This window comes from Brachybacterium netajii (SeqCode), assembly GCF_054114245.1.
The window spans coordinates 341364-364122 of sequence record NZ_JBSYXB010000003.1 but is presented as its reverse complement, the minus strand read 5'-3'; the positions used below and the strand labels follow the sequence as shown (position 1 = coordinate 364122).

The 22759-nt window shown below is 71.3% G+C and carries 17 protein-coding genes; 14 read left to right on the top strand and 3 right to left on the bottom strand.

Annotated features, from left to right (window positions below):
* Position 1 precedes the first annotated feature (1 nt).
* Entirely contained in the window at positions 2 to 991 is a 990-nt protein-coding gene (locus ACXET9_RS08865) for an ABC transporter permease (protein ID WP_457886181.1), read from the bottom strand.
* 538 nt (positions 992 to 1529) lie between these two features.
* Between ACXET9_RS08865 and ACXET9_RS08860 the strand changes: the two genes are divergently transcribed.
* The 3 genes from ACXET9_RS08860 to ACXET9_RS08850 are packed head-to-tail and all read left to right on the top strand — an operon-like array spanning position 1530 to position 6064.
* Positions 1530 to 3281 carry a family 43 glycosylhydrolase gene (locus tag ACXET9_RS08860; RefSeq protein ID WP_457886180.1) on the top strand — a complete coding sequence of 584 codons (1752 nt, stop codon included), beginning with the start codon at positions 1530 to 1532 and terminating at the stop codon, positions 3279 to 3281.
* The gene (locus ACXET9_RS08855; RefSeq protein ID WP_457886179.1) at positions 3278 to 5368 is read left to right on the top strand and encodes a DUF6807 family protein; all 2091 of its coding nucleotides are present in this window, start codon (positions 3278 to 3280) and stop codon (positions 5366 to 5368) included. The genes ACXET9_RS08860 and ACXET9_RS08855 overlap by 4 nt, the downstream gene beginning before the upstream one ends.
* Before the next feature lie 27 nt (positions 5369 to 5395).
* A complete protein-coding gene (locus tag ACXET9_RS08850) occupies positions 5396 to 6064 on the top strand; it encodes a hypothetical protein (protein WP_457886178.1) in 669 nt (222 codons plus the stop codon).
* 926 nt (positions 6065 to 6990) lie between these two features.
* Here the strand turns inward: ACXET9_RS08850 and ACXET9_RS08845 are convergent.
* On the bottom strand, positions 6991 to 8577 hold the full coding sequence (locus ACXET9_RS08845) for an alpha-N-arabinofuranosidase (protein ID WP_457886177.1): 1587 nt from the start codon (positions 8575 to 8577) through the stop codon (positions 6991 to 6993).
* Positions 8578 to 8664: 87 nt separating this feature from the next.
* Positions 8665 to 10227 carry an arabinosylfuranosidase ArfA gene (gene arfA / locus ACXET9_RS08840; protein WP_457886176.1) on the bottom strand — a complete coding sequence of 521 codons (1563 nt, stop codon included), beginning with the start codon at positions 10225 to 10227 and terminating at the stop codon, positions 8665 to 8667.
* Positions 10228 to 10494: 267 nt separating this feature from the next.
* On the opposite strand from arfA, the gene ACXET9_RS08835 reads away from it, so the two are divergent.
* From ACXET9_RS08835 to ACXET9_RS08785, 11 genes are all read left to right on the top strand, one after another.
* Positions 10495 to 11559: a LacI family DNA-binding transcriptional regulator gene (locus tag ACXET9_RS08835; protein WP_457886175.1), complete on the top strand. Its 1065-nt coding sequence runs from the start codon at positions 10495 to 10497 to the stop codon at positions 11557 to 11559.
* 342 nt (positions 11560 to 11901) lie between these two features.
* Positions 11902 to 13236, top strand: a complete 1335-nt coding sequence (locus tag ACXET9_RS08830; protein WP_457886174.1) for an ABC transporter substrate-binding protein — start codon at positions 11902 to 11904, stop codon at positions 13234 to 13236.
* Positions 13233 to 14267 (top strand): ABC transporter permease subunit, encoded by a 1035-nt coding sequence (locus ACXET9_RS08825; protein ID WP_457886173.1) that lies wholly within the window; start codon positions 13233 to 13235, stop codon positions 14265 to 14267. The genes ACXET9_RS08830 and ACXET9_RS08825 overlap by 4 nt, the downstream gene beginning before the upstream one ends.
* Before the next feature lie 4 nt (positions 14268 to 14271).
* Positions 14272 to 15114, top strand: coding sequence for a carbohydrate ABC transporter permease (locus ACXET9_RS08820; protein WP_457886172.1), 843 nt, complete (start codon positions 14272 to 14274; stop codon positions 15112 to 15114).
* Positions 15115 to 15121: 7 nt separating this feature from the next.
* Positions 15122 to 15748 (top strand): DUF624 domain-containing protein, encoded by a 627-nt coding sequence (locus ACXET9_RS08815; protein WP_457886171.1) that lies wholly within the window; start codon positions 15122 to 15124, stop codon positions 15746 to 15748.
* A 46-nt stretch (positions 15749 to 15794) separates the two neighbouring features.
* The gene (locus tag ACXET9_RS08810; RefSeq protein ID WP_457886170.1) at positions 15795 to 16859 is read left to right on the top strand and encodes a LacI family DNA-binding transcriptional regulator; all 1065 of its coding nucleotides are present in this window, start codon (positions 15795 to 15797) and stop codon (positions 16857 to 16859) included.
* Between the two features lie 124 nt (positions 16860 to 16983).
* Positions 16984 to 17787 (top strand): thymidylate synthase, encoded by an 804-nt coding sequence (locus ACXET9_RS08805; protein WP_457886168.1) that lies wholly within the window; start codon positions 16984 to 16986, stop codon positions 17785 to 17787.
* Positions 17787 to 18470, top strand: coding sequence for a dihydrofolate reductase (locus ACXET9_RS08800; protein ID WP_457886167.1), 684 nt, complete (start codon positions 17787 to 17789; stop codon positions 18468 to 18470). Before ACXET9_RS08805 ends, ACXET9_RS08800 begins: the two co-directional genes overlap by 1 nt.
* A gap of 306 nt (positions 18471 to 18776) precedes the next feature.
* Entirely contained in the window at positions 18777 to 20117 is a 1341-nt protein-coding gene (locus ACXET9_RS08795) for an MFS transporter (protein WP_457886165.1), read from the top strand.
* A gap of 80 nt (positions 20118 to 20197) precedes the next feature.
* Positions 20198 to 20845, top strand: a complete 648-nt coding sequence (locus tag ACXET9_RS08790; RefSeq protein WP_457886164.1) for a TetR/AcrR family transcriptional regulator — start codon at positions 20198 to 20200, stop codon at positions 20843 to 20845.
* A gap of 184 nt (positions 20846 to 21029) precedes the next feature.
* On the top strand, positions 21030 to 22730 hold the full coding sequence (locus ACXET9_RS08785) for a glycoside hydrolase family 43 protein (RefSeq protein WP_457886162.1): 1701 nt from the start codon (positions 21030 to 21032) through the stop codon (positions 22728 to 22730).
* The last annotated feature ends 29 nt before the right edge of the window (positions 22731 to 22759 follow it).

Genomic DNA, 22759 nt, shown 5'->3' with positions numbered 1-22759 from the left:
GTCAGTACACGCCCTCTTCGCCCATCTTCTTGGCGACCGAGTTGGCGCCGATCACGAGGATCAGCCCGACCAGGCCCTTGAAGAGGCCGACGGCGGTGGAGTAGCTCAGCTGCCCGTTCTGGATGCCGGCGGTGTAGACGTAGGTGTCGAAGATCTCGCCGACCTCGCGGTTCATCGAGTTCAGCAGCAGGAACATGTGCTCGAAGCCCAGCTCCAGGAAGTCGCCGATGGAGAGGATGAACAGCACGATGATCGTGGGGCGGATCGCCGGCAGGGTGATGTGCCAGGTCTGGCGCCAGCGGTTGGCGCCGTCGATCTCGGCGGCCTCGTAGAGGTTGACGTCCACGGCGGTCAGCGCGGCCAGGTAGACGATGGTGCCCCAGCCGGCGGTGCGCCAGATGTGCTGGAAGACGTACATCGGCCGCAGCCAGTCGGGGTCGGTGAGGAAGCCGACGGGCTGCCCGCCCGCGGCGACGATCAGGTTGTTGATCGCACCGCCGTCGGTCGTGAGCATGACGTAGAAGATCGACACCACGATCACCCACGACATGAAGTGGGGGATGTAGACGATCGTCTGGATCGTGCGCTGGAAGATGCGGCTGCGCAGCTCGTTGAGCAGCAGGGCCAGCACGATCGGCACCGGGAACGAGATCACCATCAGCAGCAGCGACAGCACCAGGGTGTTGCGCAGCAGCATGAAGAAGGTGTCCTCGGTGAACAGCCGCACGAAGTGCTCGAAGCCCACCCACGGGCTGCCCAGGACGCCGAGGAACGGCTTGTAGTCCTGGAAGGCGATGATCAGCCCGCCCATGGGGACGTACTTGAAGATGATGAAGTAGACGACGCCCGGGAGCACCATCAGATACAGGGTCCGCATCTTCCAGACCTTGGTCCAGACGGACCGCTGGCGCGGGGTGATGGACGTGCCCGAGCCGAGGCCCGCGGTCGCCGCGGGTCCCGTCCCTGGGACGGTCGAAGGGTCAGCCACCATCGGCGTTCCACGCTCCTCGTCGAGTGTCGGATCGCGGCTCCGACGGGCGGGTGGATCCGATCGCGTCACTGCCGGTCGATCCGCTGCCGGGATGCCCCTCCGTCGGGGATCCCACCGCTCCGTGGGAAACCGATCAGAAACCGGTCTCACCGCGTGCCGACCAGTGTGGAGGTCGCCTCGCCGCCTGTCAACAGATCTGGGCAAGCACTTTCCCAAAATCTCGCGACGAGCACGTTCCCGGACCCCGCATCCCCAGGTCAGACCCTGGTCACAGAATGATCTCGGAGCCCTCGGGTGTGCGCCGCACCGCCCGCGCGGCCCCTCGGGACGCCCCTCCCCCATTTGCTCTCCCGCCCCTCCGAGGAGCCTGCTACTGTGGGCGGCCACACAGTCGCAGAAACCGGTCTCTCCCCGTTTCCGACCCTGTTCCCGCGGCCCGCGGCCCGCGCACCGGCGCCGGGCGCCCCCGCGCCCGCCCGGACCGGCCCCGCCCACGCCTCGCATCCGCGCACGCATCCCACGCATCCCAGGAGTCCGCATGCACCGCCGTTCGAACCCCGTCCTCGACGCCGACTGGCCGGACCCCGACGCGATCCGCGTCGGCTCCGACGTCTGGATGATCGCCTCGAGCTTCAACCGCGCCCCCGGCCTGCCGGTGCTGCGCTCGCGGGACCTGGTCGACTGGGAGCACGTGACCAATGCGCTGCCCGCGCTCCCGCAGACCGCGCACTATGCGGTGCCGCGCCGCGGATCGGGCGTCTGGGCGCCGAGCATCCGCGAGCACGAGGGCCGCTTCCACATCGTCTACCCCGACCCCGACCACGGCATCTTCGTGGTCAGCGCCGACTATCCCGCCGGCCCCTGGGAGGAGCCGCACCTGCTGCTCGCGGGCCGCGGCCTCATCGACCCCTGCCCGCTGTGGGACGAGGACGGCGGCGCCTATCTCGTCCACGGCTGGGCCCGCTCCCGGGCGCGCGTGAAGAACCGCCTCACGCTCCTCGAGGTCACCCCCGACCTGCGCGCCCCGCTCGACGGCGGCGAGATCATCATCGACGGCGACGACCTCGGGGACATGCTCACCCTCGAGGGCCCGAAGATCTACCGGATGCACGGCGCGTACTGGATCTGGGCTCCCGCCGGCGGCGTCGCCGACGGCTACCAGGTCGTCTTCCGGGCCGACGACCTGCGCGGCCCGTGGGAGCACCGGATCGTGCTCGAGCAGGGCTCGACCCCGGTCAACGGCCCCCACCAGGGCGCGCTCATCGACGACGAGGACGGCGCCTGGTGGTTCCTGCACTTCCAGGATCGCGGCGTCTTCGGCCGCGTCGTGCACGCCCAGCCGGTCCGCTTCGGCGAGGACGGCTGGCCGCGCGTCGGCGCCCCGATCGACGACCTCCGGGGCCAGCCCGTCGCCGTCGTCCCCGCCTTCCCGGCGTCCGCGGGAGCCGCCGCCTCGCAGGCCGACGCCTCGCAGGCCGACGCCGCCGCTGCGACCGGGGCCGACGCCGCTGCCGCCTCGGACGGCTACCACGAGCCGCAGCGCTCCGACGACTTCTCCTCCCCCGTCCTGCATCCGCGCTGGCACTGGCAGGCGAACCCGCGCCCCGAGTGGATCGACCTGCCCGGCGATGGCGCCCTCCGCCTGGGCTTCGCCTCCTGCACGCGCGGCGACCTGCGCGACCTCGGCGCGATCCTCGGCCAGCAGATCCCCGGCAAGCCCAGCCGCTGGACCACGATGCTGTCCCTCGAGAACCCCGCGGCCCCCGCGGCCCCCGCAGACTCCGCGCCGGACGCGTCGGGCGAGACCGCGGCGTCGGCCGCCTCCGCAGTGCCCGCCGGTCGGCCCGCGCGCGTCGAGCGCGCCGGTGTGACGGTCCTCGGCTACGCCTACGCCTGGGCCGGGCTCCGCCGCACGGGCGACACGGTCGCCCTGGTCAGCGGCACCATGGGCGCCGACGACGCCGACGAGCAGCTCACCGTCCACCGCCTCCTCGCCCCCGCCGAGGCGGGCTCCGCGGGCGCGGGCTCGTCGGACTCGTCGGGCTCGTCGAACGCAGCCGCGGGCGCCGTGAGCGTCGAGCTCGCGGTGGAGATCGACGCCGAGGGCCGCGCGACCCTGAGTGCCGACGGGCAGACGCTGCTGGCCGGATGGCAGGCGACGGAGGGACACTGGATCGGTGCCGAGATCGGCCTGTTCGCGGCGACGGACGGGCAGCTCGGCTCGCCCGTCGACGAGCGTCGGGCGCGCTTCGGACCGCTCGTGGTCCGGCGGGAAGGAGAGCCGGCGTGAGCCCCCGAGGAAGCGGTGGACCCACCATCACCCAGGTCGCGGAGGCCGCCGGCGTGTCCCGGGCGACGGTCTCGCGCGTGCTCAACGGCCGCACGAGCGTGGACCCGAGCATCGGCGAGCGCGTGCGGGAGGCCGCCCAGCGGCTCGACTACCGACCGAACATGACCGCCCGGAACCTCTCGATCGGGCGCACCCTGACGGTCGCGCTCGTCGTCCCCGACCTCGGCAACCCGCTGTTCCAGACGATCCTGCGCGGGGTCGCGAAGGCGGCGGAGGCCGACGGCTACAGCGTGTTGGTCGCCGAGGCCGGCGATCCCGAGCACGAGGCGCGGATCGCGCGCGATGCCCGTCAGCGCTGCGACGCCGTGGTGCTGGTGTCCCCGCGCATGAGCGAGGAGGACCTGAACGTCCTGGTCCCGCAGGTCGCACCGGTGATCGTCGTGAACCGCGCGAGCGCGATCCCGGGGGTGGCTACCGTCGGCGTGGACTATGCGCGCGGCATCCAGCAGCTGGCCGAGCACCTCCTGTCCTACGGGCACCGCGACTTCCTCTACGTCGCGGGCCCGGCGGGCAGCGTGGCGAACCATGCGCGCATCGCCGCGCTGGGCGCGATCCGCGAGGCCAATCCGGACATGCAGGTGCGCACCCTCGCTGCCGGGTCGACCATGCGCGCGGGCTACGACATCGCACCGGAGGTCCTGGAGTCGGGGGCGACGGCGGTGCTCGCCTTCAACGACCTCCTCGCCTTCGGGATCCTCGCGCGGCTGAACGAGTTCGGCGTGAGCGTCCCCCGGGACCTGTCGGTCACGGGTGTGGACGACATCGAGCTGGCCCGCTTCGCGGTGCCCTCGCTGACGACCGTCGGCCAGGGCGGCACCGACATCGGCGCGGTCACCTGGTCGCTGCTGCATCAGCGGATCGTCCGCGGCCGCACCCCGAGAGGCACGGCCGGCGCTGCGAGCGCGGTCGGCACGATCACCTCGTCGGGCACCGGGTCCTCGGGCGCCGGGTCGTCGGGCGCGGTTGCGTCGGGCGCGCTCCTCGCGGCGGATCCGCAGGACAGCGTGCTGGTCGCGCCGACGCTCGTGATCGGGGACAGCACCGGACGGGTCCCCCCGTCGCGGATCCCGATGGCGCCGGCCTCCTCCCCCTCGAGCCCGTCCGCTCCGCCCACGGGCACCGGGGTGCGGCCGCTGGGCTGGGTGAAGGAGGGCGCCGACTGGACCCTCCTGCACGGCGGCGAGCTGCTCGCGGCCGCGGTCTCCGGCGCCTCCATGGCCCCGCTGCACAGCCCGCGCCCGCACCTGCATCCGGTGCGCTCGCTGCAGGGCCGGGCCATGACGGTCACGAACCCCCTGGACCACCGCCACCATTTCGGGGTCTCGCTGACGGTCTCCGACGTCAACGGCACCACCTACTGGGGCGGACGCACCTACATCGAGGGCCGCGGCTCGACCCTGCTGAACAACCACGGCCGGCAGGAGGTGCAGGCGATCGACGCCGTCGGCGACGGCCACGAGCTGCGCTCCGACGTCCGCTGGCTCTCCCATGAGGGCTCCGAGCTGCTGCGCGAGAGCCGACGCCAGAGCGCCTTCGTGCTGCCCGGCCGGGAGGGCTGGGGCCTGTCCTGGTCCTCGCGGCTGCATGCCGACGAGGAGGACGTGCGCATCACGAGCCCCGCGGTCCGCGGCCGGATGGGCGCCGGCTACGGCGGCCTGTTCTGGCGTCTGCCCTCGACCGACGAGGCCCGCATCGTCGTCCCCGGCGGCACCGGCGAGGGGGCCGCCCACGGCTCCGAGCATCCCTTCGTGATCCTCCAGCGCCGCCACGGGGACGACTGGTCCAGCCTCGTGCTGATCCAGGACACCGCCGCGCAGGGCCGCATCGACCCCTGGTTCGTGCGGTCGACGGACTACGTCGGCGCCGCGACCTCGCTGGCCTGGTCGCAGCCGCTGGACATCCCCCGCGGCACCTGGGTCGACGTCGCGGTCACCGCCCTCGTCCTCGACCGCGCGATCGAGGCCGACGAGATGCAGGAGCTGCTCGCCGCCCTCCCGGCCGTCCCCGCCCCCGGCATGGGCGCGTGACAGTTCCGGACTGACAAGGATCTGCTGATGACCTCTCGCCGCGCACTCCTCGCACTGGGCACCTCCTCGGCCGTGGTGCTGCTCGGAGCCGGCTGCGGCGGCCAGCCATCCGCCGACGGAGCATCCGGGGAGACGCCCGAGGAGACGGCCGCCGAGTCAGTCGTCGAGGTATCAGCGGACTATCCCGACTACGGAAGCCTCGAGGCCGCGTTCGAGGCGGCGGACACCGTCGTCGTCGGCACGGTGGAGTGCTCCCGCGAAGCGTTCGAGCACCCGGACGCCGAAGTCGCCGAGGGCGCCGACGACTCCGGGACGGATCTGGAGAACCCGCAGTCCGGAGTCGACCTCTCCGACGAGGACTGCGAGGCGATGGGGGTCCTCACCTCGATCGCGACCCTCCGGGTCACCGAGGTGATCTCGGGAGACGTCGAGGTCGGCGATTCCCTCGACGTCGTGCAGACGGTGGGAGCGGATGACAGGGCGACGTCCGAGGACGAGAGCGGCGCCCCCATCGAGGAGGTCGACTCCCCCGAGGTCCTCCTGCTCCTGAGCGATCTCGGCGATGGCGCATATGTCCTGGTGAACCCCTTCGAGGGCGTGTACACGGTCGCTGACGGCAGGCTCGGAGCGGTCACCGCGGACGGGGCGGGGCCCGACGTCGGGTCTCTCGAAGAGCTCCGCGAGCTCGCCGGGTGACCACGGCCCTCACGGCCTCATCCGGCTGGTACCTCATCGCTCATCAGTCCCATGCGCTCGACCTGACGCCGGCGGAGCGGGAGTCGCGTTCATGAGTGGGAAGCGGGGTCGAGTGTCCGTGAGCTGTAGGTATGCGGGCTCGAGTGTCCGTGAGCTGTAGGTATGAGGGGTCATTTCGACTGCTGGTGGACACTCGCCGGTCTGTTGAGGGCCATTCCGACTGCTGGCGGCCACTGGACGGGTTCCCGGTGCGCTCGATGCGCAGGCCGTCTGTCCGGATGGGCAGGCCGCCTGTCCGGATGGGCAGGCCGCCTGTCCGGATGGGCAGGCCGCCTGTCCGGATGGGCAGGCCGCCTGTCCGGATGGGCAGGCCGCCTGTCCGGATGGGCATGGCGCCTGTCGAGTGGCCGTGAGCTGTAGGTATGCGGGCTCGAGTGTCCGTGAGCTGTAGGTATGAGGGGTCATTCCGACTGCTGGTGGACACTCGTCGGTCTGTTGAGGGTCATTCCGGCTGCTGGCGGCCACTGGTCGTGCTCGAGGATGCTGTGCGGGAGGGCTCGTGGGGCGAGCTCGAAGGAGGGGTGGCAGCGAAAAGGATCTCAGCGGCACGTGGCCCGCATATAGCAGGGCAGATGCTTCTCACGTCCCATTCGCGGACAGACCACCCCGGGCCCGCCGACCCTCGGGACGACAGACCGCCCCGGGCCCGCCGAGCCTCGGGACGACCGACCGCCCCGGCGCGCTCGACGACACGAAAGCCCCCGCCGCTCCCGTCTCCGGGGGCGCAGCGCCGAACCGCGGAACAGCGCAGAACAGCCCGATCCCGTCCCCTGGAGATGCATCTCCGGAGAACGGGATCGGACTGTCTGCGTCGGGGCCGCCGCCGAGGCCGGGATGGACCGGCCGGCCTCGGCCCCGCCGCCGGCTCAGGCGAGGGTGAGGCTCACCGTCGCGAAGGAGTGGGCGGGCAGGGTGAGCTCGAGGCCCTTGGGGTGCTCGCGCACGTCGGTCAGCGCGACCGGGACGACGGCCTCGGGGTGCTCCGGCGAGTTGAAGGTCGCGGTGCCCTCGCCCGTGAGGAGCGTGGCCGTGACGTCGGCGATCTCGCGGCCGCGGAGGTCGAGCACGAGGGTGCGGGCCTCGTCGGCGTCGAGGTTCGAGAGCGAGATGAGGGCGGTGCCCTCGTCCTCACGCACCGAGGCGGAGGCGGAGACCAGCGGGAGGGCGCGGCCCTCGACGTCCTTCGGCGCCTCCGGCAGGGACACGTGGGTGGCGAGCGAGCGCGCATCCTGGTGGGCGGCGTTCATGCGGAACACGTGGTACGTCGGCGTGAGGACGAGGGCGCCGGACTCCTCGTCGGTCAGGATCATCGCCTGCAGCACGTTCACCGTCTGCGCGATGTTCGCCATGATCAGGCGGTCGGCGTGGCGGTGGAAGCCGTCGAAGTGGATCGAGGCGACGAGGGCGTCGCGCACCGTGTTCTGCTGGTACAGGAAGCCGGGGTTGGTGCCGGGCTCGACGTCCCACCAGGTGCCCCACTCGTCGAGGACCAGGCCGACCTTCTTCTCGGGGTCGTAGCGGTCCATGATCGTGGAGTGGCGGGAGACGAGCTCCTCGGTGCGGGCGGCGTTCGCGAGGGCGGTGTACCACTCCTCGGGGGTGAAGTCGGTGGCCGAGCCCTTCTCCTCCCAGCTGTGGGCGAAGGTGTAGTTGTGCAGGGAGATCGCCTGGTAGGGCAGGTGCGGGCCGGCGTCCTTCATGAGGGCCTCGGTCCAGCCGTAGTCGTCGACGTTGGCGCCGCCGGCGATGCGGGTGATCTTGTTCCCGGCGTGCTCGCGCACGAAGGTGGAGAACTGGCGGGCGAGGGCCGTGTAGTCGTCGGCGCGCATGTTGCCGCCGCAGCCCCAGGACTCGTTGCCGATGCCGAAGAAGGGGATCTTCCAGGGCTCGTCGCGGCCGTTCTGGCGACGGAGCGCGGCCATCGGGGAGTCGTCGGCGCGGGTCAGGTACTCGATCCACTCCGACATCTCCTGCACTGTGCCGGAGCCGACGTTGCCGTTGACGTAGGGCACGGTGTCCAGGAGCTCGACGAGGTCCATGAACTCGTGGGTGCCGAAGGAGTTGTCCTCGACGACGTCGCCCCAGTGGGAGTTGACGACGCGGGGGCGGTCCTCGCGGGGGCCGATGCCGTCCTTCCAGTGGTACTCGTCGGCGAAGCAGCCGCCGGGCCAGCGCAGGTTCGGGATGTTCAGCGCGCGCAGCGCGGCGACGACGTCGTCGCGGATGCCCCGGGTGTTGGGGATCTCGGAGTCCTCGCCGACGAAGAAGCCGCCGTAGATGCAGCGGCCCAGATGCTCGGCGAAGTGGCCGTACAGGTGGCGGGAGATGACGGGACCGGCGAGGTCGAGGTCGACGACGACGGTCGCGGGGCCCTCGGCGGTGCGGGTCGTGGACCCGGTGGCCGGGGTGCCCAGCGCGGAGACCAGGTTCGCGGTCAGGGAGGAAGCGGTCATGGCTGTTCCTTCGAAGGGTGCGGTGCGGGATCAGGCGGTGCGGGGCCGACGGGCCGAGCGGAGGCCCGGCCCGTCGGCTGGTGCGGATCAGGCGGTGCGGCGTGCGAGGCGGACCATGGTCCAGGAGATCGCGGGCAGGGTGCCGGTCAGGCGGGTGCCGTCGACGGCGATCGAGGCGTTGGCCTCGGGGGCGACGGTGTCGGGGGCGTCGGCCGAGTTCGCGGCGTAGGCGTCCTCGTGGTGGAGGGTGACGGCCTCGACGAGCTCGAGGTCCCCGAAGGCGGAGAGGTCGACGTCGAGGGAGAGCTCCTGCGCGGGGTCGCGATCGACGATGAACAGCGCGAGGTCGCCGGACTCGGCGTCCCAGGTGGCGACGGCGTCGGCCGAGGCGGAGTCGCCGAAGCGGGCGTTGCCGAAGGTCGGCGCATCGATGCCGACCTGCAGCACCTGGCCCTTCGCGTACCGGGAGGTGAGGGCGAAGGGATGGAAGGTGGTCTGCTTCCAGGCGCGGCCGCCGGGCTCGGTCATGATCGGGGCGATCACGTTGACGAGCTGCGCGAGGGAGGCGGAGGCGACGCGGTCGCTTTGGCGCAGGAGGGAGATCAGCAGGTTGCCGAAGACGACGGCGTCCTGCGCGGAGTAGATGTCCTCCAGCAGCACGGGCGCGACGGGCCAGTCGTCGCCCTGCGGCGGACGGGACTCGGCGCGATGCTGGTACCAGACGTTCCACTCGTCGAAGCTGATCATGATGCGCTTGTCCTTCTTGAGCTTCGCGCGCACATGGTCGGCGGTCGCGACGACGGACTCGATGAAGTGGTCCATGTCGTCGGCGGAGGCGAGGAAGGACGCCTGGTCGTCGTCCTTCTCCGCGTAGTAGGCGTGGGCGGAGATCATGTCGACGAGGTCGTAGGCCTCCGTCAGCACGGTGTTCTCCCAGGCCGCGAAGGTGTCCATCGAGGAGCTCGAGGAGCCGCAGGCGATGAGCTCGAGGTCCGGGTCCTCCTGGCGCATGACGCGGGCGGCCTCGGTCGCGACGCGCGCGTACTCCTCGGCGGTCTTGTGGCCGGCCTGCCAGGGGCCGTCCATCTCGTTGCCCAGGCACCACATGCGGATGCCGTAGGGGTCGGGGTGGCCGTTCGCGGCGCGCTGGTCGGAGTAGGCGATGCCCTGGGGGGCGTTCGCGTACTGCAGCACGTCGAGGGCCTCCTCGATGCCGCGGGTGCCGAGGTTCACGGCGTACATCGGCTCGACCTCGGCCTTGTCGGCCCAGGTCATGAACTCGTCGAGGCCGACGGTGTTGGGCTCGGTCGAGTGCCAGGCGAGGTCGTGGCGGGCGGGACGCTCCTCGACGGGGCCGACGCCGTCCTCCCAGCGGTAGCCGGAGACGAAGTTGCCGCCCGGGTAGCGCACGGAGGTCACGCCGAGCTCGCGGGTGAGGGCGAGGACGTCGGTGCGGAAGCCGTCCTCGTCGGCCGAGGGATGCTCGGGCTCGAAGATGCCGGTGTAGACGCAGCGGCCGAGGTGCTCGACGAAGGCGCCGAAGGTGCGGCGGCGCACGGGGGCGACCGAGAAGGCGGGGTTCAGGGCGAGGGAGACGGAGCCGGCGGTCGACGCGGCGTCGACGGCGGCGGGTGCTGCGGTGCTGGACATCAGGGGTGGCCTTTCAACGGCATCGGTGGAGGGCGGGACTGCGGGATGAACAGGGGGTGCGGGACGGCGGGATGACAGGGTGAGCGGGAGAGACGGGAGGGTCGGGCGCCTATGCATGAACGCTCCCGACTGCCCTGCGACCGCCGTTCGTGCAACGTTGTACATAAGCCAACCACGCCCCTCCGCACCCGTCAAGCCGCTCGCGCCGACCGCCTCTGCCCGCCGCCCCGTCGGCCGCTCCTTCGGCCGAGTGAGAGAATCCGGGCCATGACCGCTCAGCCCTCCCGCCGCCGACGACCCCCTCGCCTCGCCGATGTCGCGGAGCTGGCCGGGGTGAGCATGAAGACCGTCTCCAACGTGGTCCACGGCTATGCGCACGTGCGCCCCGAGACCCGCAAGAAGGTGCAGGCGGCGATCGACAGGACGGGCTACCGCCCGCAGCTCGCCGCCCAGCAGCTGCGCAAGGGGTCCAGCGACATCGTCACGCTCGCCGTGCCCTCGCTGACCTTCGGCTGGTTCTCCGACATCGCGCAGCACTTCATCGACCAGGCGCGGGTGCGCTCGCGCACGGTCGTGCTGCATACGACCTCCGACGGCCGCGAGCAGGAGCTCGAGGTCTTCGAGGGCTTCAAGCGCCGCCTCGGCGACGGGGTCATCTACTCGCCGCTGCTGATCGAGGAGGAGATCTTCGCGCGGACGGCCGAGTTCCCGCAGCCGACGGTCCTGATCGGCGAGCACGTCCCCGAGGCGTCCCTGCCGCGGGGCTCCGACTACGTGCGCATCGACAACACGCGCGCGATGGCGGATGCGACGGCGCACCTGCTCGACGGCGGCCGCGAGCACCCGGCCTTCATCGGCGCCCTGCCGATCGGGCCCGTGCTGCACCCCCACAGCTCGGCGGCGCTGCGCATGGAGGGCTTCCGTCGGGCGCTGGACGAGCGCGGGATCGATCCGGCGTCGGCGCCGGCGCCGGAGGTGGAGAACTGGCATCGGGCCGACGGCCGTGACGCCGCGCTCCGGCTCCTGGAGGAGCATCCGGAGGTCGATGCGATCGTCTGCGGCAATGACGAGCTCGCCCTCGGCGTCCTCGCGGGCCTGCGCGAGGGCGGCCGGAGCGTGCCCGAGGACGTGGCCGTCGTCGGCTACGACGACTCCCCCGACGCCCCCTTCGCCTTCCCGACCCTGACCTCGATCAGCCCCGACAAGGCCTTCCTCGCGCGGATCGCGCTGGACATGCTGATCGAGCGGATCGAGGGCCACGACGGCCCGCCGCGGATCGTCACGGCCCCGCATCAGCTCGTCGTGCGCGACAGCTCCGCACCCCGCCACTGACCCCGGGCCGCTCAGCCCGCGCCGATCCCTCGGCCCGCGCCGCACCCGTCGGCCGACGGGCGACCGACGGGCGACCGACGCGCGACCGACGCGCGGCCGACGCGCGGCCGACGCGCCGTTCTACAACGTTGTTCCCGATCCGTGACCAACAGCATCACTACCGGTCACATGCCGTTTTCGCCGCCGAACGACGAGACATCCGACCCCTCTGCGAAGCCCGCCCCTTGCCACTTTGCTTTACAACGCTGTAATGTCCTGCTCGATCGCTCCGCTGCACTCCGCATCGACGCATCCCAGCGCGATCATCACCGTGCAGACTCGCTGCTCGCAGGACGGAACACCATGAAACGACGAAGTTTCCTCGCGGGAACGGCCGCCGCCGCCGGGCTCGCCACGACAGGCTGTGGCAACCTCGCCACCTCGGACCCCAACACCATCACCTTCATGTTTCGCGGAGGCATCGACGAACGCGCCGCGTACGACCAGGCCATCGCCGAGTTCGAGCGCCTGAACGATGTGACGGTCAACGTCATCGTCACCAACGCCGACCAGTACGACACGAAGCTCCAGGCCGCGATCCTGGGGCAGAAGACGCCCGACGTCTTCTACTTCGACTCCGGCAAGGTCAAGGCGTACGCCATCAACGAGGTCCTCCAGGACATGACCCCCTACCTGGAGGGCACGGGCGCCGCGGTCGACGAGCTGTGGCCGCTCGCCGTGGACCTCTACCGCTACGACGGCGAGCTCCAGGGCCAGGGCGATGCGATCTACGGCCTGCCCAAGGACATCGGACCCTTCTCCTTCGGCTACAACCGCACCATGTTCGAGGCGGCGGGCCTCCCGCTGCCCGATCCGGAGGTCCCCTACACCTGGGACGAGTTCGTCGACGTCTGCCAGGCGCTCACGGTGGATCTCGACGGCGACGGCGAGCTGGACCAGTGGGGCACCGGCCTGAACGTCACGTGGAACCTGCAGGCGCTCGTGTGGTCCAACGGCGGCGACTGGTCGAACGAGGCCGCCACCGAGGTCACCGTCGACACCCCCGAGTTCGCCGAGGCCCTGCAGTACTTCGCCGACCTCCAGAACGTCCACGGGGTGACCCCGTCGATCGCCGAGTCGCAGACCCTGGACACCTACCAGCGCTGGATGCGCGGCCAGATCGGCTTCTTCCCGGTCGCCCCCTGGGACCTCTCGACCTACCGCGAGCTCGACTTCGAGTGGGACCTCATCCCCTACCCCGCGGGCTCGACGGGCAGCCCGTCCACCTGGATCGGGTCGCTCGGCATCGGCGTCTCCGCGACGACCTCGAACCCCGAGATGGCCACCCGCCTCGCGGCGTACCTCTCGGCCGATCCGGACACCCAGGCGCTGCTCGTCGACGCCGGGATCCAGCTCTCCAACATCCGCTCGACGGCGATCGAGTGGGCCTCCGACGACACCTACATGCCGGTGAACAAGGAGGAGATGATCCGCATCGTCGAGGACTACGGGCGTCCCCTCCCCGGCTACAACACCTACAACGCCGAGTGGTACACGGAGTTCTTCACGAACATCCAGCCCGTGCTGGACGGCAAGCAGACCGCCGCCGAGTACTGCACCTGGGTGCAGCCGCGCATGCAGGACCTCCTGGATGCGGCCAACGAGCAGGAGAAGTTCGACCGAGGAGAGTACCGATGAGCGCCGTCGACACCGATCGCACGCACCGCGGGGATCCCCGCTCCGGCGGCCCCACGGGCTCCGGCCGTCGCGCCCAGCGCGGCGCGGGCGCCGACGGGCCCGTCGGCCGCGCCTCCGGCGGCCGCTCCGGCACCCGCCCCTCGGGGACGACGAACGCCCTGCACAAGGCCGAGCGCCGCTGGGCCACGATCTTCATCGCGCCCCTCGTGATCGGCTTCCTGCTGTTCGCGGTCGCCCCGTTCTGCTATTCGCTCTATGCGGCGTTCACGAACTGGAACGGCCTCAGCTCGCCCACCTTCACGGGTCTCGACAACTTCCGGCAGATGGCCTCCGACGACTACTTCTGGAAGTCGCTCTGGAACACGCTGTTCATGATGATCGGCATTCCGATCGGCCTGTCGATCTCGCTGCTGCTGGCGATCGCCCTGAACCGCAGGATCCCCGGCCGCTCGCTGTTCCGCGTCATCTACTACCTGCCCGTGGTCACCTCGCTCGCCGCGATCTCGATCCTGTGGCAGTGGGCCCTCAACGGCGACTTCGGCCTGATCAACCAGGGCCTCGCGCTGATCGGCATCGACGGCCCGAACTGGCTGAACGAGGCCGCGACCTCGAAGCCCGCCCTGGTCCTCATGATGGTGTGGAAGGGCCTCGGCTTCTCGATGCTGCTGTACCTGGCGGCCCTGCAGTCGGTCCCGCGCTCGCTCTACGAGGCGGCGGAGCTCGACGGCGCCGGCTCCTGGAACGTCTTCCGCCACATCACCTTCCCGATGCTGCGACCGGTCACGTTCTTCCTCGTGGTCACCAACATCATCGGCGGCTCGCAGGTCTTCACGGAGATCAACATCATGACGCCGACGGGCGGCCCCGAGTTCTCCACCGCGACCATCGTCTGGTACATCTGGCAGAAGGGCTTCCAGAACCTCCAGCTCGGATACGCGACCGCGATGAGCCTGGTCCTCGGACTCATCATCTTCGTCATCACGCTCATCCAGTTCCGGCTGAACGCCCGGAACTCCTTCTCGGTGGAGTGAAGCCATGTCCCGCCACAGCACATACCGCATCACCAACGCCGTCGTCGTCACCCTGCTCGCCCTGGGCTCCGTGCTCATGCTCGCGCCCCTGATCTGGATGATCTCCACGTCGCTGAAGACGATGGAGGGCGTGTTCGAGCTGCCCCCGCAGTGGATCCCCGACCCGTTCGTCTGGTCGAACTACGCCCGCATCTGGGAGGCCGGGCCGCTGCTCTCGGGCATCCGCAACAGCGTGATCATCTCCCTGACCGTCACCATCATCGGCACGCTGACCTCGTCGATGGCCGCCTTCGCCTTCTCGAAGCTGCGCCTTCCCGGCAAGAACGGCATCTTCCTGGCGATCCTGGGCGGGATGATGGTCCCGTTCCCGGCGCTCATGATCCCGACGTTCATCATCTTCGCGAGGATCGGCTGGGTCGACACCCTGCTGCCGCTGATCGTCCCGGGCCTGCTGGGCAACATCATGATGGTGTTCTTCCTGCGCCAGTACCTGCACAACGTGCCGGACTCGCTCGTGGAGGCCGCCCTCCTGGACGGCGCGACCTATCCGCAGATCTTCGTGAAGATCATCTTCCCGCTGATCCGCCCCGCGGTCGCCGCGCAGTTCATCCTCTGGTTCATGGCCGTGTGGAACGACTACCTCGGCCCGATCATCTACCTGAACTCGGAGAACGTGCAGACGCTGCAGCTGGTCATCGCGAACTTCAACGCGACCTACGCCATCCAGACGGACTATCCGCTGATCATGGCAGCCTCGCTGGTCGCGCTGCTGCCGGTGCTCGTCGTGTTCCTCGTGTTCCAGCGCCAGATCATCGAGTCGATCGCCCTGACCGGCTCGAAGGGCTGAGCATCCGATGTCCGAGGCCCTCATGGTGTGGCTGCGCGTCGCCACGCGGCTGGTGCTGGTGCAGCTGATGATGATCGCGCTGACGCTGGCCGGGCTGGTCGTGCTGGGCCTCGCCCCGGCGGCGACGGCCGCGGCGCGCGTCGTCGGCCCGGTCCGCCGGGACGAGCCGCTGCCGATCGTGCGCACCATGGGGGCCGCCTGGAGGGCGTCGCTGACGAGGTCGACCCTCGCGGCGGCGCCCTCGGGCGTCCTCGCCCTCGCCGCGGGCGCGAACCTGCTCCTGCTGGGCTCCGGCGCCATGGCCCTCCCGGGGCCGACGGCCCTGACGAGCCTCGTGCTCGCCGCCTCGGTCCTCGTGCTGGTCCTCGCAGTCCTCGCCTGGCTGATCGCGACGACGCTCCTGGCCGACGAGGGCCTCTCGGCCGGCGAGGCGCTGCGCGCCTCGGTCCTGTTCCCCCTCGCCTTCCCCGGCACCGCCCTGTCGCTGCTGGTCACGGTCGCGGCGATCGTCCTGGTGGGCACCGTGCTGCCGCCGGTCGCGGCCCTCTGGGGCGCCGCGGCGATCATGCTCGTCGTCGAGCTGCTCGTCTCCGCCCGGCGCCAGCTGCTCGCCGAGCGCCTCGCCGCCGCCTGACGCGCCCGCGCCCCGGGCCGTCGTCCCGGATGGAAGAATCCCCCTCATGCCTCCTCGCCCCCGCTCGGGTCAGCCCCGTCCGCCGACGCTCCGCGACGTCGCGGACCTCGCGGGCGTCTCCATCAAGACGGTGTCGAACGTCGTCAACGACTATCCGCACGTCAAGGCGTCCACCCGGGAGCGAGTGCGCGAGGCGATCCTGCAGGTCGGCTACCGGCCGCAGGCCGCCGCGCAGCAGCTGCGCACGGGCAGCAGCGGCATGATCACGCTCGCCCTCCCCTCGCTCGCCTTCACCTACTTCTCCGACATCGCGCAGTCGTTCATCGACGAGGCGCAGCGTCGGGGCCGCACGGTCGTGCTGCATTCCACGTCGTCGGGCCGCGAGGAGGAGCTCACGGTGCTCAGCGGCTTCAAGCGGGTCCTCGGCGACGGCGTGATCTTCAACCCGCTGCGCCTCGAGGAGGCGGAGTTCGCGGCCATGGAGCGCACCAGCCAGCCGACCGTCTTCATCGGCGAGCACCTGCCCGATGAGCTCCCGCTGGGCTGCGACTACGTGAAGATCGACAACGGCCGCGCGGCCTTCGACGCGACCAGCCATCTGCTGGAGACCGGCCGACGCCGCCTCGCGTTCATCGGCGCGATCACCACGCCCCTCGGCGAGCAGCCCCACAGCTCCGGCACCCTGCGCCGCGACGGCTTCCTGCGGGCGCTCGCGGAGCACGGGATCGCGCCCGATCCGGCGGCGATCCAGGAGGTCGGGGACTGGCACCGGCCCGACGGCGTCGAGGGCACGGAGGCCCTGCTGGCACGGTTCCCCGAGGTCGACGGCATCGTCTGCGCGAACGACGAGATCGCGATCGGCGCCCTCCTGCGCCTGCGCGCGCACGGCCGGCGCGTCCCGGAGGACGTCGCCGTGATCGGCTACGACGACACGCCCGACGCCAGCTACTCGTTCCCCCCGCTGTCGACGATCGCACCCGACAAGCACCAGCTGGCCTCGACGGCCCTCGATCTCCTCGCGGAGCGCATCGCCGGCTACGACGGCCCGCCGCGCACCGTCGAGACGGCCTACGATCTGGTGGTGCGGGAGTCCACCGCGCCCGCCTCCTGAGGGCTCGCGCGCGCCCCGCCCGTCGGCCGCGGCAGCGGTCGTCCACCGGCCGCGGCGGCGGCCGTCCCGTCGGCCGTGCGAGCGGCCGACGCCCCCAGCAGCGAGAACAGGATCGACAGGACCGATGAGCATCCCCACCCCGTACGAGGACCTGCTGCGCGACGTGCTCGAGAACGGCGCGCACAAGGAGGATCGCACCGGCACCGGGACCCGCAGCGTCTTCGGCCGGCAGATCCGCTTCGACCTCTCCCAGGGGTTCCCGCTCATCACGACCAAGCGCGTGCACACCCGTTCGATCATCGTCGAGCTGCTGTGGTTCCTCCGCGGCGACACCAACATCGGCTACCTCCACGACCACGACGTCACCATCTGGGACGAATGGGCCGACGAGAACGGCGACCTCGGCCCCGTCTACGGGGCGCAGTGGCGCTCCTGGCCCGACCGCGACGGCGGCGTGATCGACCAGATCACCGACGTCGTCGAGCAGATCCGCACGAACCCGGACTCGCGGCGCCTGATCGTCTCGGCCTGGAACCCGGCCGACATCCCCGCCATGGCGCTCGCGCCCTGCCATGCGCTCTTCCAGTTCGAGGTGCACGACGGGAAGCTGTCCTGCCAGCTGTACCAGCGCAGCGCCGACATGTTCCTCGGCGTTCCCTTCAACATCGCCTCGTACGCCCTGCTCACGCACATGATCGCGCAGCAGGCGGATCTCGAGGTCGGCGACTTCGTGTGGACCGGCGGGGACTGCCACATCTACGACAACCACGTCGAGCAGGTCGAGCGCCAGCTCGCCCGCGAGCCCTTCCCGTATCCCGCGCTGCGCCTCGCCCGCCGCCCCGACTCGATCCTCGAGTACGCGCCCGAGGACATCGAGATCGTCGGTTACCAGCACCATCCGGGCATCAAGGCCCCGGTGGCCGTCTGATGGCGCAGCCCGCCCCGCACGACGCGCCCGCCCCGCACGACGCGGCCGCCCCGCGGATCGGCATGATCTGGGCGCAGGCGCACGACGGGATCATCGGCGCCGGCGGCACCATGCCCTGGCACCTGCCCGAGGACCTCCGCCACTTCCAGCGCACGACCCTCGGCGCTCCCGTCATCATGGGCCGGCGCACCTGGGAGTCCTTCCCGCCCCGCTTCCGTCCGCTGCCGGGCCGCACGAACATCGTCATCACCCGCGACGACGCCTACCCCCTCGAGGGCGCCCTGCGGGCGCGGGACCTCGACGAGGCGCTCCGCCTCGCGGCGGCGAGCGCGGCCGACGACGCCTCGTCGGATGCCAGCTCCGCGAACGCCGCCGGTTCGTCGGCCGCCGCCGATTCGTCGGACGTCGCCGATTCGTCGGCCGACGGCGCGGCGGCGAGCGCGCGGACGCTCTGGGTGATCGGCGGCGGAGCCGTCTACGCCGAGGCCATGGACCGGGCGGATCTGCTGGTGGTCTCCGAGATCGACCTCGAGGTCGAGGGCGACACCCGCGCCCCGGCGATCCCCGCGGACTTCTCGCTCGTCGTCGGCGCCGACGACGACACCCCCGCCGTCGCGGCGGACTCCCCCTGGCGCTCCTCGGCCTCCGGGCTGCGGTTCCGGGTGCTCACCTACCGGCGCTGAACCGGCGTTCCGCACCCCTTCTCGACGCTCCTGCCGACGATCCGGCAGGGGCGTCGTCGTGCGCCCTGCACCGCCGCTGCCCGTCGGCCCACGCGGCGCCCGCCCGTCGGCCCGCGCGATGCCCGCCCGTCGGACCACGCCGACCATCCCGACATCACCGCAGGTCAGAGGCTTTGCTGAAGATTTTTCCTTCCAGCGGTCAAGAAGTACTCGACAAATTAGTGGCCTTCCACTAATAATCGGCGTCGGACCCGCGCGGTCCTCGCCCGGCGACGACGCCCGGCGGACACGGACGAAGGAGTCACTGTGAGCGCACCGACCCCCCAGACGGGCTTCCCGCCGGACCCGACGATCGATCTCCAGGGCAGCCCCAACCGTCTGGGGCCGGCGCTCCCGATCCCGCATCTGGGGATCAAGCCCGACCGCGAGCGGCCGGTCTGGTTCATCGCGGGCATCATGCTGGCCCAGTTCGGCCTCTTCGTCGCGCTCCTCGCCCCGGCGACCGTGTCGATCCAGCTCAAGGTCCAGACCCTCACCGCGATCCCCGCCGAGCAGGCCTCGATGACGGCCATGGTGGTCACCCCCGGCGCCCTCGCCGCGGTGCTGTTCAACGCGATCGGCGGGCGCCTCTCGGACCGCACCACCTCGCGCTTCGGGCGCCGTCGGCCGTGGATCCTGCTGGGCATCGTCGGCCTGATGCTCTCGCTGCTGCTGATCGCGCTGGCCGGCGGGCCCGTGCTGATGGCGGTCGGCTGGTTCATCTCGCAGGCGTTCGCGAACGTCGCCTTCGCCGCCTTCCTCGCCTCGGTCGCCGACCAGCTCCCCAGCTCGCAGTACGGAAAGACCTCGGGCCTCATCGGCATCGCCCAGAACGCCGGCGTCATGGTCGCGACCTGGCTCGCCGCCTTCTTCGTCGACGACATGCTGCTGCTGTTCATGATCCCGGCGCTGCTGGGCGTCATCCTCATGACGGTCTACGCGCTGATGCTCCCCGAGCCCGTGCTGGTCGCCAACCGCTACCCCTTCAACCTCCGCGAGCTCGTCGCGACCTTCTGGACCAACCCGCTGAAGCACCCGGACTTCGGTCTGGCCTGGTGGGGACGCTTCCTGATCATCCTGGCGTCCTACCTGTTCATCACCTTCCGCCTGCTGTACATGACGAACCACCTGGGACTGGACCCCACCACCGCGGCCGCCGCCGTCGCGATCGGCGTGACCGTCTACACCGTCGTCTCGATGGTCGCGAGCGTCGCCGCCGGCTGGCTCTCCGACAAGCTCGGCCGACGCAAGGTCCTCGTCGCCGTCGCGATCCTCATCTTCGGGATCGGCACCTACGGGCTCCTGCACGCCGACACCGTGACCGCGTTCTACGTGTGCGAGGCGATCATGGGCCTCGCCTACGGCACCTACGTCGCCGTCGACCTGGCCCTCGTGCTGGACGTGCTGCCCGACCGCGAGAACGCCGGGAAGGACCTCGGCGTCTTCAACATGGCCAACGCCCTCCCGCAGTCGCTCGCGCCGGGCCTCGGCGGCGTGCTGCTGGCCAACCTCGGCGGCGGCACCGACTTCACCGCCCTGCTCGTGGCGGCCGCCATCGCCGCCGTCCTCGGCGCCGTGATCACCATGTTCATCCGCGGAGTACGCTGAGAGGCCGAGCAGACCGGCGGTCCCGAGGGCCCGTCCGCCCCACCCGGTCGGCATCGACGCCGCACCGACGGAGGGGAACCGTGACCACAGCCGACCCGGGAGATCCCGGAGCCGGTCGACCCCGCCGTCGTCCTGGCCGCCCGCGCGGCCAGGACTCGGCCGTCGTGCGGGATGCCGCGCTCCGCGCGGCCGTCGAGCTGATCGGCACCCAGGGGTACACCGCGACCTCGATGGCCCAGGTCGCGGCCGCGGCCGGGATCTCGCCCTCGGGCCTCGCCCACCACTTCCCCTCGAAGCCCGCCCTGCTCGCGGCCGTCCTCGAGCATCGCGACCAGACCGACCGGCTCGACGACGAGCTCGCCCGCCACGGCGGCTGGGACGCCCTGGAGGCGCTGATCCGGCTCGCCGGCACGAACATGCGGCGGCGGGAGCTGGTCGCGCTGTACACCTCGGTGATCGGCGAGGCCGTGCAGCCGGAGCATCCGGGCCACGGCTGGATGCGCGATCATTTCGCGCACGCCGCCGAGCTCCTGGAGAGCGCGCTGCGCACCGGGCAGGAGCGCGGCGAGGTGCGCGCCGACGCCCCCGTCGGACGCATCGTGCGCACCCTGATCGCGCAGATGGACGGTCTGCAAGTGCAGTGGCTGCTGGACCCGACGATCGACATGGAGGCCGATCTGCGCGAGCTCGTCGACGACATCCGGCACCGCTGGGCCAGCCCGCAGTGATCGCGGACTGACCGCGGGCCGACCGCGCTCCGATCGCGCTCCGACCGCGGCCACCCCTCCTTGCTTCGCGCATCCGCCCTTTACAGCGCCATTTCAACGCTGTAATCTCGGCGCCGGATCACGACAGCGGAGTCCCCGGCGTCACCGACGACGCCGCGATCCGGGACCCAGCAAGGAGCCGAGCATGAGCACGCCCATCCCGTCCCCCGCCCCCGACAGCGCGTCCGACGGCGCATCCCGCCCCGCCCACCCGGCCGGGCTCTCCCGCCGCGGCATCCTCGCGGCGACGACGGCCCTCGCGACGATCGGCGGCGCCGCCGCGCTCGCCCCGTCGGCCGCCGCCGCGCCCTCCGGGAAGGGCGGCAGCAACGGCAAGGGCAATGGCAAGGGGAACAGCGGCAACAACGGCGGACGCTCCCGCGACCGCGCGACGAAGGCCCTCGCCGACCTGCCGGTGCCGACCTTCGCCGAGGTCTCCGTGCACGATCCCTCGGTGATCGTCACGGGCGGGACGACCTACGTCTTCGGCTCGCATCTCGCGGCCGCCCGCACCGAGGACCGGCTCGCCTGGACCTCCGTCGCCGACCTGGTCACGCCCGAGAACCCGCTGTTCGACGATGTCACCGAGGAGCTCGCCGAGGCCTTCGCCTGGGCGAACACCGACACCCTGTGGGCGCCGGACGTCGCCGAGACCCCCGACGGCCGCTTCCGCATGTACTACTGCGCCTGCGAGGGCTCGTCCCCGCGCTCCGCGCTCGGCTCGGCGATCGCCGACGAGGTCGAGGGCCCCTACGTCGACGAGGGGATCTTCCTGCGCTCGGGCATGTGGGGCGAGGCCAGCCCCGACGGCGCGATCTACGACCCGCTCGTGCACCCCAACGCCGTGGACCCGCAGCACCTCGTGGACGCCGACGGCCGCCACCGCCTCGTCTACGGCTCCTACTCGGGCGGCATCTTCCTGCTCGAGCTGGACCCCGACACCGGCCAGCCACTGCCGGACCAGGGCTACGGCATCCACCTCATCGGCGGCAATCACTCCCGCATCGAGGCGCCGTACATCATCCGCTCCGAGGAGACCGGCTACTACTACCTGCTGGTCACCTTCGGGGGCCTCGACGCCGCGGGCGGCTACAACGTCCGCGTGGGCCGCGCGACCGACATCGAGGGCCCCTACCTCGACCCCATGGGCCAGGACCTGCGCGACTGCCGCTCCGACGCGAGCCTGCCCCTGTTCGACGACGCGACCATCGAGCCCTACGCGGCGAAGCTCATGGGCAACCACCGCTTCACCCAGGAGGTCTCGTCGGACGCCTCGAGCTCCACGGGCTCCACGGGCTCCAGCACGACGGACGAGGGCACGACGACGCTCGTCGGCCAGGGCTACGTCTCCCCCGGCCACGTCTCGGCGTGGACCGATCCGGCCGACGACCAGCCCTACCTCTTCTTCCACACCCGCTTCCCGGACACCGGCGAGTTCCACCAGGTGCGCGTCCACCGCCTGCGCACCACCAGCACCGGCTGGCTCGTGGTCGCGCCGCACCGCTACGGCGGCGAGTCGGCGCGCTCCTTCGCCTCGGGCCGCGCGCGCTGCCTGCGCTCGGACACGCTCGCGGGGAGCTGGCAGCTCGTCGACCACGGCCGCGCGATCTCGGCCGACGTCGTCGCCTCGACGCCGATCCGCCTCGAGGACGACGGCACGATCACGGGATCCGTCACCGGGACCTGGGCGCTCGAGGGCTCCGACCGCGCGGTCATCGAGATCGACGGCGTCCGCTTCGACGGCGTCTTCGACCTCGGCTGGCACGAGGGCTGGGACGCCTGGACCACGACCTTCAGCGTCCTCGGCCCCGACGGCCGCACTCTCTGGGGCTCGCGCGAGATCTGACCGCCCGCCGGCCGACGGGCCCGCTCCCG

Coding starts and splice junctions, on each gene's coding strand:
- ACXET9_RS08865 (WP_457886181.1), bottom strand. CDS start 991: ATGGTGGCTGACCCTTCGACCGTCCCAGGGACGGGACCCGCGGCGACC.
- ACXET9_RS08860 (WP_457886180.1), top strand. CDS start 1,530: ATGCACCGCCGTTCGAACCCCGTCCTCGACGCCGACTGGCCGGACCCC.
- ACXET9_RS08850 (WP_457886178.1), top strand. CDS start 5,396: ATGACCTCTCGCCGCGCACTCCTCGCACTGGGCACCTCCTCGGCCGTG.
- ACXET9_RS08845 (WP_457886177.1), bottom strand. CDS start 8,577: ATGACCGCTTCCTCCCTGACCGCGAACCTGGTCTCCGCGCTGGGCACC.
- arfA (WP_457886176.1), bottom strand. CDS start 10,227: ATGTCCAGCACCGCAGCACCCGCCGCCGTCGACGCCGCGTCGACCGCC.
- ACXET9_RS08835 (WP_457886175.1), top strand. CDS start 10,495: ATGACCGCTCAGCCCTCCCGCCGCCGACGACCCCCTCGCCTCGCCGAT.
- ACXET9_RS08830 (WP_457886174.1), top strand. CDS start 11,902: ATGAAACGACGAAGTTTCCTCGCGGGAACGGCCGCCGCCGCCGGGCTC.
- ACXET9_RS08825 (WP_457886173.1), top strand. CDS start 13,233: ATGAGCGCCGTCGACACCGATCGCACGCACCGCGGGGATCCCCGCTCC.
- ACXET9_RS08820 (WP_457886172.1), top strand. CDS start 14,272: ATGTCCCGCCACAGCACATACCGCATCACCAACGCCGTCGTCGTCACC.
- ACXET9_RS08815 (WP_457886171.1), top strand. CDS start 15,122: ATGTCCGAGGCCCTCATGGTGTGGCTGCGCGTCGCCACGCGGCTGGTG.
- ACXET9_RS08810 (WP_457886170.1), top strand. CDS start 15,795: ATGCCTCCTCGCCCCCGCTCGGGTCAGCCCCGTCCGCCGACGCTCCGC.
- ACXET9_RS08805 (WP_457886168.1), top strand. CDS start 16,984: ATGAGCATCCCCACCCCGTACGAGGACCTGCTGCGCGACGTGCTCGAG.
- ACXET9_RS08800 (WP_457886167.1), top strand. CDS start 17,787: ATGGCGCAGCCCGCCCCGCACGACGCGCCCGCCCCGCACGACGCGGCC.
- ACXET9_RS08785 (WP_457886162.1), top strand. CDS start 21,030: ATGAGCACGCCCATCCCGTCCCCCGCCCCCGACAGCGCGTCCGACGGC.